At 48.0% G+C, this 16,288-nt stretch carries 14 protein-coding genes; 9 read left to right on the top strand and 5 right to left on the bottom strand.

Features of this window, described 5'->3' with window-relative positions; genetic code table 11:
* Positions 1 to 315: 315 nt before the first annotated feature.
* Positions 316 to 642: an antibiotic biosynthesis monooxygenase gene (locus AC1DLM_RS20155; RefSeq protein WP_441991201.1), complete on the bottom strand. Its 327-nt coding sequence runs from the start codon at positions 640 to 642 to the stop codon at positions 316 to 318.
* Between the two features lie 199 nt (positions 643 to 841).
* Positions 842 to 1,510, bottom strand: a complete 669-nt coding sequence (locus tag AC1DLM_RS20150; protein ID WP_477570954.1) for an HAD family hydrolase — start codon at positions 1,508 to 1,510, stop codon at positions 842 to 844.
* A gap of 158 nt (positions 1,511 to 1,668) precedes the next feature.
* Between AC1DLM_RS20150 and AC1DLM_RS20145 the strand changes: the two genes are divergently transcribed.
* From AC1DLM_RS20145 to AC1DLM_RS20130, 4 genes are all read left to right on the top strand, one after another.
* The gene (locus AC1DLM_RS20145; protein WP_477570953.1) at positions 1,669 to 3,453 is read left to right on the top strand and encodes a methyl-accepting chemotaxis protein; all 1,785 of its coding nucleotides are present in this window, start codon (positions 1,669 to 1,671) and stop codon (positions 3,451 to 3,453) included.
* A gap of 252 nt (positions 3,454 to 3,705) precedes the next feature.
* Positions 3,706 to 4,551 (top strand): ABC transporter ATP-binding protein, encoded by an 846-nt coding sequence (locus tag AC1DLM_RS20140; RefSeq protein ID WP_477570952.1) that lies wholly within the window; start codon positions 3,706 to 3,708, stop codon positions 4,549 to 4,551.
* A gap of 181 nt (positions 4,552 to 4,732) precedes the next feature.
* Positions 4,733 to 5,815 carry a dual-specificity RNA methyltransferase RlmN gene (gene rlmN / locus AC1DLM_RS20135; protein WP_441991197.1) on the top strand — a complete coding sequence of 361 codons (1,083 nt, stop codon included), beginning with the start codon at positions 4,733 to 4,735 and terminating at the stop codon, positions 5,813 to 5,815.
* A gap of 155 nt (positions 5,816 to 5,970) precedes the next feature.
* Complete coding sequence (locus tag AC1DLM_RS20130; RefSeq protein ID WP_441991196.1) at positions 5,971 to 6,630, top strand: stalk domain-containing protein; 660 nt, start codon at positions 5,971 to 5,973, stop codon at positions 6,628 to 6,630.
* Between the two features lie 52 nt (positions 6,631 to 6,682).
* Here AC1DLM_RS20130 and AC1DLM_RS20125 read toward each other — a convergent pair whose 3' ends face one another.
* The 3 genes from AC1DLM_RS20125 to AC1DLM_RS20115 all read right to left on the bottom strand — a co-directional run bounded on the left by AC1DLM_RS20125 (position 6,683) and on the right by AC1DLM_RS20115 (position 10,413).
* Positions 6,683 to 7,189 (bottom strand): hypothetical protein, encoded by a 507-nt coding sequence (locus AC1DLM_RS20125; protein WP_441991214.1) that lies wholly within the window; start codon positions 7,187 to 7,189, stop codon positions 6,683 to 6,685.
* 640 nt (positions 7,190 to 7,829) lie between these two features.
* Positions 7,830 to 9,218 carry a threonine synthase gene (gene thrC / locus AC1DLM_RS20120; protein WP_441991195.1) on the bottom strand — a complete coding sequence of 463 codons (1,389 nt, stop codon included), beginning with the start codon at positions 9,216 to 9,218 and terminating at the stop codon, positions 7,830 to 7,832.
* 496 nt (positions 9,219 to 9,714) lie between these two features.
* Positions 9,715 to 10,413, bottom strand: coding sequence for a hypothetical protein (locus AC1DLM_RS20115; protein WP_441991194.1), 699 nt, complete (start codon positions 10,411 to 10,413; stop codon positions 9,715 to 9,717).
* 182 nt (positions 10,414 to 10,595) lie between these two features.
* On the opposite strand from AC1DLM_RS20115, the gene AC1DLM_RS20110 reads away from it, so the two are divergent.
* The 5 genes from AC1DLM_RS20110 (at position 10,596) to AC1DLM_RS20090 (ending at position 16,254) form a co-directional block, all read left to right on the top strand.
* Positions 10,596 to 12,341 (top strand): ABC transporter ATP-binding protein, encoded by a 1,746-nt coding sequence (locus AC1DLM_RS20110; RefSeq protein WP_441991193.1) that lies wholly within the window; start codon positions 10,596 to 10,598, stop codon positions 12,339 to 12,341.
* A gap of 48 nt (positions 12,342 to 12,389) precedes the next feature.
* The gene (locus AC1DLM_RS20105; RefSeq protein WP_477570957.1) at positions 12,390 to 14,108 is read left to right on the top strand and encodes an ABC transporter ATP-binding protein; all 1,719 of its coding nucleotides are present in this window, start codon (positions 12,390 to 12,392) and stop codon (positions 14,106 to 14,108) included.
* A gap of 940 nt (positions 14,109 to 15,048) precedes the next feature.
* Positions 15,049 to 15,369: an ArsR/SmtB family transcription factor gene (locus AC1DLM_RS20100; protein WP_441991192.1), complete on the top strand. Its 321-nt coding sequence runs from the start codon at positions 15,049 to 15,051 to the stop codon at positions 15,367 to 15,369.
* Entirely contained in the window at positions 15,362 to 15,805 is a 444-nt protein-coding gene (locus AC1DLM_RS20095) for an SRPBCC family protein (RefSeq protein WP_441991191.1), read from the top strand. Before AC1DLM_RS20100 ends, AC1DLM_RS20095 begins: the two co-directional genes overlap by 8 nt.
* Positions 15,806 to 15,816: 11 nt before the next feature.
* Positions 15,817 to 16,254, top strand: coding sequence for a cupin domain-containing protein (locus AC1DLM_RS20090; protein ID WP_441991190.1), 438 nt, complete (start codon positions 15,817 to 15,819; stop codon positions 16,252 to 16,254).
* The last annotated feature ends 34 nt before the right edge of the window (positions 16,255 to 16,288 follow it).

Here is a 16,288-nt window from a genome sequence, read left to right as displayed (position 1 = left end):
GCTAAGAGCCTCTTGGGCTACTTTGATGCGTTGCTCATCATAAAGGATATTGCTTTTCATACATTTCATTCCCCCTCACCGATATTGTACCTTATTGCATATTGATGACTCCAATCCAATTAGGGGGCTTCAGAGATTTAGCTGTACTTTTTACATCTAATCTCTACTGCGGTGCGTGCAAAAGTGTGCGCTATTAGTTAGTGGTTGGTGTGCGATGTGCTTCAGTACCGTGCTGCCGCGATGCCACGACCTAACCAACTAGCCGACTAACCCAACCCACAAAAAAACAGCGCAGGATCACCCCCGCGCCACCTTTTATTTCCCGAACTGGCCGGGCCGGACTTTCTTAACGTCAAACATGCTTACATTGGATGAAATGACGTATTCTGGACGTTCCTGCCCTTTACTATTGCGGTGGCCAGCGAGATGCTCAGGGCTTTTCTCCCAGTTTTTCCACGCTTGCTCGGATTCCCAACGGATGAAAACGACGACTTCTTCCGCCTCTTTGCTCCGTTTGTTGACCATAACGGTCATATCGATAAGCCCTTCCATGCCGTCCAAAGGCCCTTCCTTGCTAAAGCGCTCCACGACTTTGTCGCTATTACCAGGTTGTACAATAATGGTCCTCTGTTGAATAAGCACGAAGTTCAGCTCCCCTTACATGATTTATGATTATGAGAATCATTATCATTTAAATTAAGGGAGACGTCAACACAAAGCTTTCACTATGCATTATGCATTGAATCTTTTTTGTATTGAATCGTTCCTATACTGAAGCTTCCTGTGCACTAAATCATCGTGTCCTAGCTCTTTCGGTCCCCCAAATCATTCCGTCTTCTACTTACTTCCCCGCGACCGCCTCCAGCAAAGCTTGCAGCGACAGTTCCTCCAGAGTCCCCACTCTACGCGGCTCCCCATCAAAAGACAGGAACTTCGTAACCGGGTTAGGCACCACGATGTAATGCATACCTGCGGCCGCAGCAGCGCGTGCGCCGTTAGGTGAATCCTCGATCGCAATTGCTTCATCTGGCTGCACGCCAAGATCCTTCAGCGCAAGCTCATACAACTCGGGATGTGGCTTCACCAAAGCGACATCTTCTGAAGTACGAATCGTCTCAAAATAATCACCAATCCCCAGCTGTGCCAGATACGTATCGACCCAAGCTCGCTTGGAGCTGGAGGCTAACCCAATGCGCAGGCCTAATGCTTTGGCCCCCTCTAAATAATCAAGAACGCCCGKGAGAATACCTTCATTCGCCATCTTCTCGGTATGTCGATCATGTATACCTTGCCGAAAAGATGCCCGATTAAGCGGAATGTTCAGCTCGGTGATCAAATATTCATAAGGGTCGAAGAGATGCGAGGACGTTCCAATGCACTTTCCGTACATGTCCAAAGTCAGCTCCACCTCATGCTCGAGATAAGCTTCCCTGAACGCCTCATACCAAGCCGTCTCCGTATCCAGAACCGTGCCGTCAAAATCTAAGATCAATGCTTTTATCGTAGTCAAATTGCATTCCTCCTCATGAACCACAACAAATTCTAAATAAAATGGGGAAGGGTTTCTAAAAACTTTGTCGAAATCTAGAAGACTAGTCTATATGACCTATATGACCTATGTGTACCAATCCGCAATGCTGTACAATTATGGAGGTGTTTTTGTTAATCATGTCACAAGCTAAATCCCAAGGCAAGCAAATATCTGTAAGGTTTTTTCGTTCTCTCTCTTTCAAAATTTCAGCTTGGACAGCCGCCTGCTATATTGTACTTTGCGTGTTGCTTACCTTCGTTTCCTATCAACAGCATAGGCAGCAAATGTCAGAAAACTTGGTCGCACTTGAGGAGATTTTCCACGCTCCCCTCATGCAGAAGATAGATTACATTGAGAAATCCAAGGAAGAATTAAAGAAAAATAAAGAAGCTTATAAGTATGAACCTGCTGTTATGAACGTACAGGAGGATATGGACCGTGTCTCTCAAGGGGATTTGGTCGAAAATGCCTACTTATTTTACCCAGAATGGACAACATTGGAGGGAGAGCCAGCTCTTTTGAATTTGTTATCCAATGCGGAGCTATATGTCGATGAGAAGCCAACTGATCCTTATGCACCCGTTCCTGAGTTGCTTACGGCGCTTAAGGAAGCAGAGAATACAGGTTTCGGTATTACGGGAGTCTACCAAGATTCATTAGGAACTTGGGTGAGTGCGGTGAGTACGATTCGAGATCAGGATGGCAAACTTGTTGCTTTTGTAGGATTAGATTTCAATTACAGCGTCCTGCAGGCACAAATGAATAAATATACCGTCCAATCGCTATGGACAGGTTTAATCGCCATTGTGATCGGAACCCTTTTTATCGTATTTATAGTACGACTGTATCTGCGTCAGATTACCCCATTAATGAAGCTGGCACAGTCAGCGGCAGCAGGAGATTTGTCGGATGCATCGCTGGTCAAAAGCAAAAGCAGTGATGAATTGGGTGTATTAGGCAATCATTTGAAAGACATGGTCGGGAACCTTCGCGGCCTTATCGTTCAGATTGCACAAGCAGCACAGCAGGTTTCGGCGGCATCGGAATCGCTGCAAACGGGTGCTCAGCAGACTAGCCAATCTACAGCATCTGTTAACGAAATGATGAGCCAGCTTGCTTCACATTCCGAGCAGCAACGTCACGGCACAGAGGAAAGCAGTCATGCCATGAATGAGATGGCTGTCGGGATTCAACGCGTAGCGGAATCTGCAGGTCATGCCACGGACATTTCAGGCCATGCGCGCGCTCATACGAGCGAAGGCAATGCACGGATGGGGCAGAGCATGCTGCAAATAAACGAGGCACTTCGCTCCGTACAACAGGCGGTACAAGCGATTCAGAGCTTGAAGTCGATGTCCGAGGAAATCGGCGAGATCACTGTCCTCATCACGCATGTGACGAGACAAACGAACTTGCTTGCACTGAATGCCTCTATTGAGGCAGTTAGAGCAGGTGAGCATGGCAAAGGCTTCGTAGTCGTTTCCACGGAAATCCGCAAGCTTGCGGATCAATCTCGACTGGCGACAGAACGTATTGCTGAGCTCGTTGAGCGTGTCCAACAAGAGACAGGAGCTGCTGTTATCGCGATGGATCGCGGCCTTGGGGAAGTGGAGGCTATGCAGGCTGTCGCCCAACAAACGGACGGTACGTTCAAGGAGCTTTCTGGCACGGTGCAGGAGGTCGTCGATCAGATGACCGATGTATCAGCCGTTTCGGAGCAAATGTCAGCAAGTTCAGAGGAAGTACTGGCGGGAATCGTGGAAATAGCAGAGCTAACTCGCATGACAACGGAGCTTACACAGGCTGTTGYGGCTGCAACGGAGCACCAACTAGCGACGATTTCGGAAGTTGCCAGGACGGCTAACGAATTGAATGGGATGTCGAATGAGCTGCAATTGGCTGTGGCTCGCTTTAAAGTGTAAGCCTCAAAACAGCTAGAAGAAATAGGATGCCTTCGGGCATCCTATTTTAGTACGGAAAACCTTGACATTTTCATTGATAATGATTATCATTTTTAGTTGATAGAGAGAAATTATCGAATCATTGGGCCCTATATACATATTCAAAATAAACGGCTACGCTGTCCTTCTTGGACAGGAGCGTTTATCTAGAAATTCAGCAAAATTGTGATGTGAAACTTATAAATACTGAATTTGGAAAAGGGGATGTTCCTCATGGCAATAGCAACGCGAATATATACCGAACAACTACATGTTTCTTATGATAAATTGAAAATCATCAACGATCTGAGTATCGAGATTCCAACGGGTAAGATCACCGCTTTAGTCGGTGCCAATGGATCKGGGAAATCGACGATATTGAAGGCGATGTCGCGACTATTGAAGCCGACGGAAGGGACCGTTTTCCTAGATGGCCATTCCATTCATCATCAATCGACGAAGGAAATCGCCAAGAAATTAGCGATTCTACCGCAGTCGCCATCCGCTCCGGAAGGCATTACAGCCGAAGAACTAGTAGGATATGGTCGTTTCCCGCATCAGCGCGGTTTTCAGAAGATGTCCAGCGCCGATCGTGAGATCATCAACTGGGCGTTCGAAGTGACGGGGATGACAGCGTTCAAGGATCGTCCGATCGATCATCTATCAGGTGGTCAACGTCAACGGGTATGGATCGCTATGGCATTAGCGCAGCAGACCGATATGTTGTTCTTGGATGAGCCAACGACTTATTTGGATATGGCACATCAGCTTGAGGTTCTCTGTTTGTTGAAGGAAATTAACGAGCGTCACAAGACGACAATCGTCATGGTTGTGCATGATTTGAATCATGCGACGCGTTATGCGGACCATTTGATTGCAATTAAAACAGGGAATGTCGTCTATGAAGGTTCACCGATGGATATTGTAACACCACAAATGCTGCTCGACGTGTTCGCTATTCATGCTGATGTCATCGTGGATCCAAGAGCAGGCGTGCCGCTCTGTATCCCTTATGGCTTGGTTTCGGATGATGAAGTTGTGGCGCAAGAAGTACGTAAAGTAGTAGTAACGAGTGCTTGATTAGCATAAATAAGCCTGTGAAAGAGGTACCCCCGGATCAGGAGGTGCCTTTTCTTTGTGGAAATGATAGGCTTCCCTTGTGTTCAGGAAGGATTTTTGGCACAATACTAACTAGATGGTACGCTTCGGCTGCTTAGAAGAACTGGACTGCACGTGATAGTCTTGAAAAGAGGATAACGGAATGAAACTTTCATCTATATATGGATTAACTTTTGATCAACTGGTCGCTTGGCTGGCCGAAAAAGGCTACAAAAAGTCACGCGCCCTGCAAGTATGGGACTGGCTGTATCGCAAGCGGGTCGCTTCGTTCGCGGAAATGACGGATGTGAAAGAGGATTGCTTAGCCACGTTAAGCGAGCATTTTGCTATTCATACCTTGAATGAGCACACGCGGCAGGAATCGGCGGACGGCACGATGAAATTCCTGTTCAAGCTGTCGGACGGCAATTTGATCGAAACGGTCCTGATGCGTCATAAATTCGGCTTATCCGTCTGTGTGACGACGCAAGTGGGTTGTAACATTGGCTGCAGCTTCTGTGCCAGTGGCTTGTTGGCCAAGAGCCGTGATTTGTCCGCCGCGGAAATCGTGGAACAAATTATGAAGGTCCAATTTCATTTGGACGCTATGGGCAAAGCTGAGCGCGTGAGCCATATTGTGGTGATGGGGATTGGCGAACCCTTCGACAACTTCGTGAATATGGTCGATTTTATCCGCGTCGTGAAGGATCAGAAAGGTCTGGATATTGCAGCAAGACACATCACAGTATCCACCAGCGGTCTGGCGCCTAAAATTAAAGAGTTCGCGGACTCGGATTTGAAAGTGAATCTCGCGATTTCCTTGCATGCGCCAACGAACGAGCTTCGTACACGCATCATGAAAATCAACAAAGCGATTCCGATCGAGACGTTGATGGAAGCAATTGAGTACTATTTGGAGAAAACGAATCGCCGTATTACGCTAGAGTACATTCTGCTCAAAGACGTGAACGATGGCAGAGAGCATGCACTTCAACTGGCTGAGCTGATTCAGCATATCCGCCAGCTGGCGAATGTGAACTTGATTCCGTACAATCCGGTGGATGAGCACAGCCAGTATCAGCGGAGTGAGCGCGAATCGGTGCGCGCCTTCTACGATACGCTCAAGAAGCAAGGCATCTCTTGCAGTGTGCGTTTGGAGCACGGATCGGACATTGATGCCGCTTGTGGGCAACTGCGAAGCAAACAAATCAAACAAGCCACAGGGGATAACGTTGTGGCGGGATAGAACTAGGGGTCTGTGAATGAATGACATTCGCGGGCCTTTTTGCATACAGGGGATGCCTGATGTGGACAACTCCAGCATACAATGGAAGAGCAGCAACTTCTTCGTTAGAATGCGTAAACTAGCTTTATAAGTTAGGAGAAGGAGAGTGGTCGTTGGTGAAGGCATGGATCCTCGGTGTGATTTGCGGTGCTGTTGTAACGGGTGTGACAGTGGTTTCTGCTTCTGATGTGCTTCATAAGGACAGACAAGTTGCGGTGAATGGGAAATTGCTCCATGCCCCGGTTCAAGTAACCGAAGATGGGACGACAATGACCTCTACAAGAGCGATTGCGGAAGCGCTCGGTGCAGAAGTGAGCTGGAACGAAGCGTTGAACACGGTCGAAATTCGCAGTACAGAGGATAATAGGATGTCATATGCCAAGTATGTGTCCTCTCTCCTTCACGGTACATATAGTTTGAAAATGGAGATCATGGGAGAGAATGCAGGCGCGCATGCCGATACGACAGTCGTGTTCTCGGATGGTTATGTGGATGTGCCTGACAACACGGATTTTCAGAAGCTTTTCCTCCTCCTCCTCGCTGATCAAATGGGGGATCTACCACTATCGAATAAGCGTATCGAGTTCTGGTCCAATAAAGAGCTTGCGCAGGCGTATGTCTCTGGGGACTATCGCGTGGATGGGCTGGAAGGATGGTCGGGGTTGAATGCCCGGTTTGGCTTGTTAACGAACGAGGGAGGAAGTAAATCGCTTTCGCATATTCTGAGTGTTCATGAGCGTGACAACGTCTCGATTGGCAAATATAAGCCCCAATAACACCAAAAGCCGTCCTTGCAGTGAACCTGCGTGACGGCTTTCTCATTTGTGCTTAGTTGCGGCTACGTACGATCATCATTAGGCCGCCAACCACGATGAGCCCAATAGCGATGATGGAATTGTTATGGAATAGCGTCCCGAAGATGGAACCGATAGAGAAGATCGCGAAGAACAGCAGCGACATCACCGATAGGATGTTAATCGGAATGAGCAAATACTTATTGCGGCCGCCGAACCAATACAGTTCGAACAAGCCGACAGCCACTGCAAGCATGAAACCTGGCCACATGAGGTGCCAAATATCAAAAAGCGCGGAGATTTGGCATACGATACCTGCCGTTAGTAGAATACCACCTGGAACAAGTACGCCTACGCCTCGTCGTTGCATGATGAAGAAGTACAACCAATGGAAGAAGACCCCGACAGGAATAACGAAGAGTGTCGGCCAGAAATATTCAAAAATAGTGCCCGAACTAAACGATACATCCCCTTTTAGAAACATAAAAACACCTAACAGAATCAAGATCGGCCCGAGAAAGGCGCTGCGATTCATATTCATATTCAATTTGTTCACTCCTATTATTGGATTCATTACTCTAAGAATACCATGACAGGGTACAAGTGTCTTCAGACTATAGGGAAGGACGAAGATCGGTCTGAGGACTGATTTAACTGGAAAACGTACATCTAAATTCACCCAATTCGTCATTGAAAAAGGACTAACTGGATTTCCTACAGCTAATTTCGCATATTCCGTCCGAAAGCGCCAGAAGCCGAGATTTAACTACCTAAAATCCATCTAATTGAGTAAATTGGCCGATTTGCGCTTGAATAGATGTAGTTTTTCCAGTTAATCCAATTCCAATCTACTCAAGTGCCTGGCGGGGAGCTGATTGCGTGGTTAGAGGGGGAAGGGGGCTATTTTGGTGGAGTAGATGAAGATGAAGATGAAGATGAAGATGAAGATGAAGAAGTTGGATGGGGCTGTAAAATGGCGTGGTTGGAGAGACAAGTGTTTGAGGAGCGGTAATGCAGGAGCAGTAATGCAGGAGCAGTAATGCAGGTGAAGTAATGCTAGTGGAGGAACTGAAGAGGCAGAAGTGAAAGTAGCTTAGGGTCCGCTATACGCCAAAAAGCCTTCCTCCCACAACGTGGAAGGAAGGCTTCAACAGAAGGGGCAGAAGCCCCTATAACCCTTACTAGAAAAACTTCACGAGCTCATCCTTGATCTCGTTATTCGAACCGCCAACCACTTTCTGAAACTGTGGTTTGTCGAACAGCGCTTGGATTTGCTCTGGATACGTCTGCGCAATACCGCGCAAGCGGATCGACTCATCGAACTTCGCCGGATGCGCAGTGGACAAGGATACCGTTACCTCGCCAGCGACGGCGAGCTTATCAGCAGCAGCAACACCGCACGCGGTATGCGGATCGAGCAGGTACTCGTACTTCGCGTGGTAGTCGCTGATCGTGTCGAGACACTCGTCGTTCTTCACGCCGTACGCAGCGAAATCAGCCTGTACGGTCTTCAACTTGTCGGCAGGGATGACAACGCGGCCTTCGGCCTTAAACTGCTCCATGATCGCGTTAACAGCCGCAGCGTCTTCGCCGTACAGATAGAACAAGTAGCGTTCGAAGTTGCTCGCCACTTGAATGTCCATGGACGGGCTATACGTGCCACGGAACTCGCCTGGTTGATACACGCCTTCTTGTACAAACTTCTCGAGAATATTGTTCTCATTCGTAGCAAGAATGAGCTTGTTGATTGGAAGCCCCATTTTCTGAGCCAAGTAGCCAGCAAAAATATCGCCAAAATTCCCCGTCGGTACGCTGAAATTTACCTTCCCAGCCTGCCCCACTTGTGGCAGTTGGAAGTAGGCGTAGAAATAATACACCGTTTGCGCCAAGATGCGGGCAATGTTGATCGAGTTAATCGCGCGCAAATGGTAGCGGTGCTTGAACTCAACGTCTGCGAAAAGCTCCTTGATGATGCGTTGGCAATCATCGAAAGTACCTTCAACCGAAAGATTCAACACATTCGCGTCATTGACGGTTGTCATTTGCAGCTCTTGTACCTTGCTGACCTTCTGGTGCGGATGCAGGATACAAATACGGATGCCCTCTTTACCGCGAACACCCTCGATTGCGGAAGCTCCTGTATCGCCGGAGGTAGCTCCGAGGATGTGGATGATGGAGTTCGTTTTGCGTGAAACGTACGAATACAGATTGCCAAGGAATTGCAGGGCAATATCCTTGAAGGCAAATGTAGGCCCGTGGAACAATTCAAGTACATACGTGTCATCGCTTAGGCGTTTAACCGGTGTAACCGCTTCGTCACGGAACGTTGCATAGCTTTCATCAACGAGCTGCTTCAGCTCATCGCGTGGAATTTCGTTGTTCACAAAAAGCGAGAAGATTTCTAGGGCTAGCTCTGAATAGGAGAGCTTTGACCAGCTTTTAAGTGTGTCAGCAGATAGCTGTGGGAGGTGTTTCGGTACGAGTAGACCGCCGTCATTGGCCAATCCCATCAGGATCGCATCGATGAAGCCGATAGGTTCTACTTTGCCGCGAGTGCTAATGTATTCCATATGAGTCCCCTTATACGATTGAATTTTCAGTTATTGTATCAAAAAACAGAACATTTGGACAGTGCACATCCGTCACAGGTACGATTCTTTCAAAAACAAAGAGAGGCTGTCTCAAAAGCCAATTTTGACTTTTTGAACTAGCCCCTTTTTTCGTTAATGACCGATGATTAATAAACCTGCTTCCCGCATCTAACTGGATTTTCTCCATCTATTTGAAGTGGAATTCTCGAATTTGAAAGATTAACTGTATTTCCTGTAGTTAAATTCCTTCGATTTACTCGATTCTTCAAATTTCATACAAATTAAATGTACTTTTTCCATCTAATTCTCAAAATACGTCAGATTCGAGCAAATTAGCTGTAGTTTATACATCTAAACATGAATTGGCGGTCACCATGCGCCGAATACACTACCCACTGTGGATTCCGATGACTGAACACATGGTGCATGACATTGTATCAAAAGGAACATAGATGCGCTATTTGCCTTATTTTTGCTATTCTTGCTCTGCTTCTACAACGATTTTCCAGGCGTTGCTGATAGGCGGCAAGCTTTTGGTCATCATAGGGCCGTAAAAGCCGATCACGTTCGCACCTTTAACCAGCGCGGATTTGTCAATGGGAATGCCCTTACCGTCTACAATGGCTGTGTCAGTACCAACTGTAAGAACAACCTCACCTGGCGCATCTTCGGTAAGCCCTTGGCCTTTAACAAGAAGGCTGCCATCTTCGCGTACAGCTTCAATGATGCCAGAAGTACCTAAGGCACCCTTATGAGCTGCTGTATCAAGCACGGTGATTTTGGATGTGGACGTTTGCGGCGGCAAACTAAGTGTCATCGCCATGGAATGCTCCGCAGTGATCGTTAAACCAACGTGAAGATCAGCAAGTGTCAGCTTCGTGCCGTTAAGCATTTGGTAGGTTGTTTCTGGGCTCACATTGAGCACGATACCACCAGTACCCGTGTCTTGAATTTGAATCTGAGCGTTATCGCCTGTTGTACGAATGGAGGTGATGACGCCGGTCGATTGCACGTTCTTGGTCGCCTCTTTCACTGTGATCCCTTCGGAACTTCCTCTTTGCTTCGCGTGCATATCGGGAATAACAGCATCTGTGGTAGCTGCATAAGCGGCTCCTGTTGTCAGCAGGCTGGATAAGGAGAGGATGGCTAGCGTTTTCTTCATCATAGGTTTCATCGTGTGTAACTTCCTTCCTGTGTGTGAAATATAGGTAATAATCTTGCTCTCTCTAACATTGGGGGCTGTGATAAGGTTCCAGACGAGCTGAAAGTTTCATTTTAAACAAGATACAGAGTGGACTTCATAGAGTGGAAACTATAGAATCAATGAGTGTGCCAAGAAATTGTAAAGAGGTGGTAATGGTGTCTTTTGTTATGAAGCTTCGCTGGTTTTTCAAAGAGAGATGGAAGTATTATGTACTCGCAGTCTCACTCTTAATCGGTGTGAATATCTTAGCGACGATTCCGCCCAAAATGATCGGGAATATCATTGACCATATTCGTACTGGGAGTTTAACAGCTTCCGGGCTTCATTATACGGTGTATTTGCTGATTGGGCTTTCGCTGCTTCTGTATGTCATGACCTATTTGTGGATCACGAATTTATTCGGTAACTCCGCATTGGTGGAGAAGCTGCTTCGAGGACGATTGTTGACGCATTTGTCCAAAATGTCTCCTCCGTTTTTCCAACGCAACACGACGGGGCAGCTGATGGCGCTGGCGACGAATGACATTCTAGCCATTGGTCAAACGTCCGGTTACGGGGTGATGACGCTCGTCTCTACGATCGTGGGAGCATCTGTCGTCATCATCACGATGGTGTCGCTGATTTCGTTCAAATTAATGCTTGCAGCGTTAATTCCACTGCCTTTTCTAGCTGTGATGATTAATATGTTAGGCAAAAAGGTCCGCACACGCTTTCTGGCGGCACAAGCCTCCTTCGGTGTAATGAATGATCATGCGCTGGAATCGATCTCCGGTATCCGAGTCATTCGTTCTTATGTGCAAGAAACGCACGATTTGAAAGCCTTCGATGAAGTTACATCGGATGTGATGAACAAAAACCGCCGCGTATCGATGCTCAATGCGCTGTTCCAACCATTGACCTCTTTGATCGTTGGTCTCAGCTATTCGATCGGTATCGGATACGGGTCGTATCTCGTGTTCCAAGGCGAAATCACGCTGGGACAGCTGATTTCCTTCAATATTTACCTCGGTATGCTCATCTGGCCGATGATTTCCTTCGGCGAGTTTATTAACGTTCTGCAGCGGGGGAGCGCCTCGGCAGATCGTCTCGATAAAGCACTGACGCAGCAAGCTGATATTGTCGATGCTGAGAATCTTGTCCACGTCGCTGTGCCTGAACGCATCGAGATGAACGATCTGACGTTCACCTACCCGACTGCGAATCATCCAAGCCTCGTTCACGTCTCCTTTGAGTTGCAGCGGGGACAGACGCTTGGGATCGTCGGTCGGACCGGCAGCGGCAAAAGCACGCTCCTCAAGCAACTGCTGCGCCAATATCCAATTGATCCAGGCAAGCTAAGCATCTCGGGTGTACCCATCGAGGAAATCGCCATCGATCAAATCAAACGTTGGGTTGCCTACGTGCCTCAGGAGCATCTGCTGCTATCGAAATCCATACGTGACAATGTCGCGTTAGGCAAGCATACGGCTTCACCGGAGGAGATTGCGCACGCTGTAGAGATGGCTTCTTTTACCCAAGATATTGCCCAAATGCCTGATGGTTTATCAACAATTGTTGGTGAGAACGGCGTGATGCTGTCCGGCGGACAGAAGCAGCGTCTAGCGATTGCGCGAGCGCTGTTGATTGATTCGGAGATTTTGCTGCTGGATGACTCGCTCTCCGCGGTTGATGCTCGTACGGAAAGTCGCATTCTTCAGCATATCCGCAAGGAACGAGCGGGGCGTACGACACTCATTTCCACACACCGACTGTCTGCTGTGAGCCACGCGAACTGGATTCTTGTCCTAGATGAAGGCCGAGTCATTGAAGAGGGCACCCATGAGGAGCTTATGCAGTTCGGTGGCTGGTACCGTGAACAGTGGGATCGTCAACAGATGGAAGCCAGTCTCGAAGAGTGAGAAAGGAGGACAACTATTTTGTCTAAACCGACTACGGCCAGACGACTCATGTCTTACGCACTCGTCTACAGGTTCAGAATTCTCGGAGCGCTGCTCATTCTTTGTTGTTCAGTAGCTGCCGAGCTGGGCGGGCCTTATATAACGAAAACGATTATTGATACCTATCTCTCCACAGGTGCGCAAGAAATGGCGCCGGTGCTCAAACTGCTAGGCCTGTATATGGGTTTACTGTTAACAGCAGGTCTATGTAATTATTCACAAGCCTATATTCTTCAATCTACCGCCTTACAAATTATTAAAAACATGCGGATGGATTTGATGGGCCACATTCAGCGTATTTCTCTGCGTTATTTCGATAACACGCCGATAGGCCAAGTCGTATCTCGTATCGCCAATGACACGGAAGCTGTCCGCGATCTCTTCATGAGCTTTATGGCCACGTTCGTTGTCAGTATGCTCCAATTGGTCGGGATTTACGTTGCACTTTTCCTATTGGATTGGCATCTAGCCTTGTTCTGCTTGGTGCTGCCGCCGATTTTTGTAGTGATTATGTATGTTCATCTCAAATATTCGAAAATCTTCATCACGATTATGCGCGCTAGGCTCAGCGATATGAATGCGATGATCAATGAATCGATCGTCGTGATGCCGATTATTCAAGCTTTTCGCCGTGAGAAAGTCACGCTGGAAGAGTTCGAAGTGCTGAACATGGATCGCTATGTGAACCAGCGGAAGCAATTTCAAATTTACGGCCTATCCACACGTAATGTGGTCGGGACGATCGGCAGTTTGGTGACGGCGATGGTCATTTGGTATTTTGGCGGAAAATCGCTGGAGACCGCCATTTCGTTCGGTGTGTTTTACGCGTTTATTGATTATTTAGGTCGGGTTTTTCAGCCGATTATTGGGATTTTCGATCAGTTGACGAATGCGCAGCGGGCTTTTGTATCAGCGGAAAAGGTGTTCACGATTCTTGACATGGAAGGTCAAGACGTTGAGAAGGTTGGCCACGTGGAGCGCCCTGAGGGCATCGTGAAGTTCGATAATGTCACCTTTGCTTATAAAGAAGGGGAAAACGTCTTGAAGGGAATCTCTTTCGAGGCGCGAAAAGGGGAGACGATCGCCCTAGTCGGGCACACCGGCTCAGGCAAAAGCTCGATCCTGAACCTGCTGCTTGGCTTCTACGAGCCTGGTGAGGGCTCAATCACGATTGATGGCCGCGACATCAAGGGCATGTCCAAGCAAGCCCTGCGTAAGCATATGGGGATCGTGCTGCAGGATCCGTTCCTGTTCGCGGGGGACATCAAGTTCAACGTCAGCTTGTACAACGAGGATATCTCACTCGACAGAGTGAAGGCTGCGTTGCGGGATGTTGGCGCAGCTGGCTTTATCGAGCAACTGCCGAACGGCTACGACGAGCAAGTCGTCGAGCGGGGCAGCACGCTGTCCTCTGGCCAGCGGCAGTTGATCTCGTTCGCGCGTGCGCTGGCATTCGATCCGTCGATCCTGATCCTCGATGAGGCGACAGCCTCCATCGACAGTGAGACGGAAGGGCTCATCCAGCGTGCGCTGAAGGTTGTGAGTGAAGGGCGGACGACCCTCGTCATCGCGCATCGGTTGTCCACGATCCGCGATGCGGATCAAATTCTTGTGCTGCACCGCGGCGAGATCGCCGAGCGGGGCAATCACGATACGCTCATGGCGCTAGGCGGGCGCTACGCGAAAATGTACCAACTGCAGAAGGGTTCTTCGGCAGTTGTAGGGTAGAAAGAGGCGCTTCCTCGGTTGATGGGGAAGCGCCTTTTGTGTGTAGGTGTGCCGCGGTGCACAGCGCGGTTGGTAGCGTCGTCGACGGTGGCTGCGACTAGCCTTAGCCTGCCTTGGGGCGACGAGCTCCCGCGCCATGGGCCCGTAGATGCCCTAGGAGCGACAGTCCCCCGCGTCTCGTGTAACCAACCCCTGCATGAGGAGCGGTCGGCACCCGCACCCGCACCCGCACCCGCACCCGCATTAACTGGAAAACCTCCAGTTAAAATCGCCGATTTTAGGCTTGGCGGCCAAATACAGCCGAATTAACTACAGGAAATACAGTTAAGTTCTCTGAAGTGAGAAAAGTGACGAAATTAGATGTACTTTTTACAGTTAACGTGTGGGAGAGGGGGAGCTGTGGTGGAGGTGGAAGGTGAAGTAGAAGATGAAGTTGAGGGGGAGTTGGAGTGGAGGTGGAAGGTTAAGTAAAGGAAGAGGAAAAGGAAAAGGAAAAGGTAGAAATAGAGATAGGTAAAAAGTAAAGATGATGCTGGTGCTGAAGGCGTGAAACAGTCTTAATGCTAATTTGTTTAAAGCACGTGTCCCTCAACAGAGCTATAACCCACCAATCCAAGGTGACCATTTAGAATTCAACATTACCCATCAACATAACAGAAAATCTGATAACAAGCGAACCCACCAAAATAACAACAGTCAGTAACAAGCCAACTCACCAAACACCACGACTAGCCAGCACCATATATCCACGACCGCATCACAACCCACCCCAACAAGCCTGCTCTTATTACTTTCAGAAGCTACTTCTCTAAACTTACGGCGCAACTTGCTCCAAAACCGCTGTTCAAGCTCACTCCTAACTGCCGATTGCGCGGAAAGGGAAGAAGAATTTTACATATTTTGATTGACATGCAACTAAATTGTTGCATATAATGGGCGCATGGACAAACTTTTTAAAGCACTTGCAGACGGAACACGCAGAGAATTACTCGACATCTTGTTCGTGAATAACGGACTATCCTTATCAGAACTCTGTCAGCAAATGACAATGAGCCGCCAAGCTGTTACGAAGCACCTTTTGCTGCTGGAGGAGGCAAATCTGGTTACGGTCATGTGGCATGGCCGCGAGAAACTTCACTATCTGAACCCAGTACCGATCGGGGAGATCTATCATCGCTGGATCGGTAAGTTTGATCAACGTCGCATTGAGGCGTTAACCAATTTGAAGCTAGCCCTAGAGGAGGATTCGAATCATGAATAAGAAGTCTTTCGTTTATGTGACATACATCGCAACGACACCTGAGAAGCTATGGGCAGCCTTAACGAGCAGTGAGTTTACGAAGCAGTATTTTTTTGGTCGTGAAATCATTTCAGATTGGCAAGTCGGTTCAAGCTTTCACTTAATGAATAAAGACAAGACTGAACACTACGGTGAAGTACTTGTCTATGAGCCGTATCGCTTGCTCGCGATTACTTGGAGCATTAAGGACGCGGAAGGTGATCGGATGTCCAATGTGACGTATGAATTAACACCATTGAACGGTACGATCAAGCTAACGCTTCGCCATGAGGAGCTGTTGGAACAGGATATTCGTAAGGATGAAGGCAAAATCGAAGGATTTAACAACGGCTGGCCTGTCATTCTCAGCAATTTGAAGAGTCTGCTCGAAACAGGCAAAATATTGCCAGCGTTCTAAAGGAGGGCAAGATGATGAGCATAAATCAACTGAAATACTCGGTTAACAACGCGGGTGCATTTTCTGATTTTGCAAGTGTGACTGAAGGCATGTTGAAGGGTAAAATCTTTCTAAAAGACTCCTTACAACTAACGAGTATGGAAGTTTCACTTAATCATTTACCCCCGCAAGGGGAGATCCCCTTTTATCATAAGCACCAGCAGAATGAAGAGCTCTACATCTTCCTTCAAGGGCAAGGCCAGATCCAAGTGGACGGAAACGAAATAGATGTGCACGAAGGCACGTCCATTCGCATTGCACCTGACGGTGTGAGAGCGTTAAGGAATACGTCGGCGACACAAGGCCTGCATTTTATTGTCATTCAAGCCAAGGAGAATAGTCTCACCCAATGGGTGGAGACAGATGGAATTATTCAGGATCAACCCGTCGAATGGCATAACAAGCTCTAGTTGTTTAAAACAAAAAAACAGCGGCAAGCTAAGA

This window comes from Paenibacillus sp. 01T442 (assembly GCF_056398345.1).
This window is presented reverse-complemented; position numbering and strand designations above follow the sequence as displayed.

Bases quoted from the DNA above. Each gene is read 5' to 3' on its own strand.
- AC1DLM_RS20095 (WP_441991191.1), top strand. From the start codon at position 15,362: ATGAATAAGAAGTCTTTCGTTTATGTGACATACATCGCAACGACACCT.
- AC1DLM_RS20125 (WP_441991214.1), bottom strand. From the start codon at position 7,189: ATGAATATGAATCGCAGCGCCTTTCTCGGGCCGATCTTGATTCTGTTA.
- thrC (WP_441991195.1), bottom strand. From the start codon at position 9,218: ATGGAATACATTAGCACTCGCGGCAAAGTAGAACCTATCGGCTTCATC.
- AC1DLM_RS20090 (WP_441991190.1), top strand. From the start codon at position 15,817: ATGATGAGCATAAATCAACTGAAATACTCGGTTAACAACGCGGGTGCA.
- AC1DLM_RS20115 (WP_441991194.1), bottom strand. From the start codon at position 10,413: ATGAAACCTATGATGAAGAAAACGCTAGCCATCCTCTCCTTATCCAGC.
- AC1DLM_RS20100 (WP_441991192.1), top strand. From the start codon at position 15,049: ATGGACAAACTTTTTAAAGCACTTGCAGACGGAACACGCAGAGAATTA.
- AC1DLM_RS20105 (WP_477570957.1), top strand. From the start codon at position 12,390: ATGTCTTACGCACTCGTCTACAGGTTCAGAATTCTCGGAGCGCTGCTC.
- AC1DLM_RS20110 (WP_441991193.1), top strand. From the start codon at position 10,596: ATGGTGTCTTTTGTTATGAAGCTTCGCTGGTTTTTCAAAGAGAGATGG.
- rlmN (WP_441991197.1), top strand. From the start codon at position 4,733: ATGAAACTTTCATCTATATATGGATTAACTTTTGATCAACTGGTCGCT.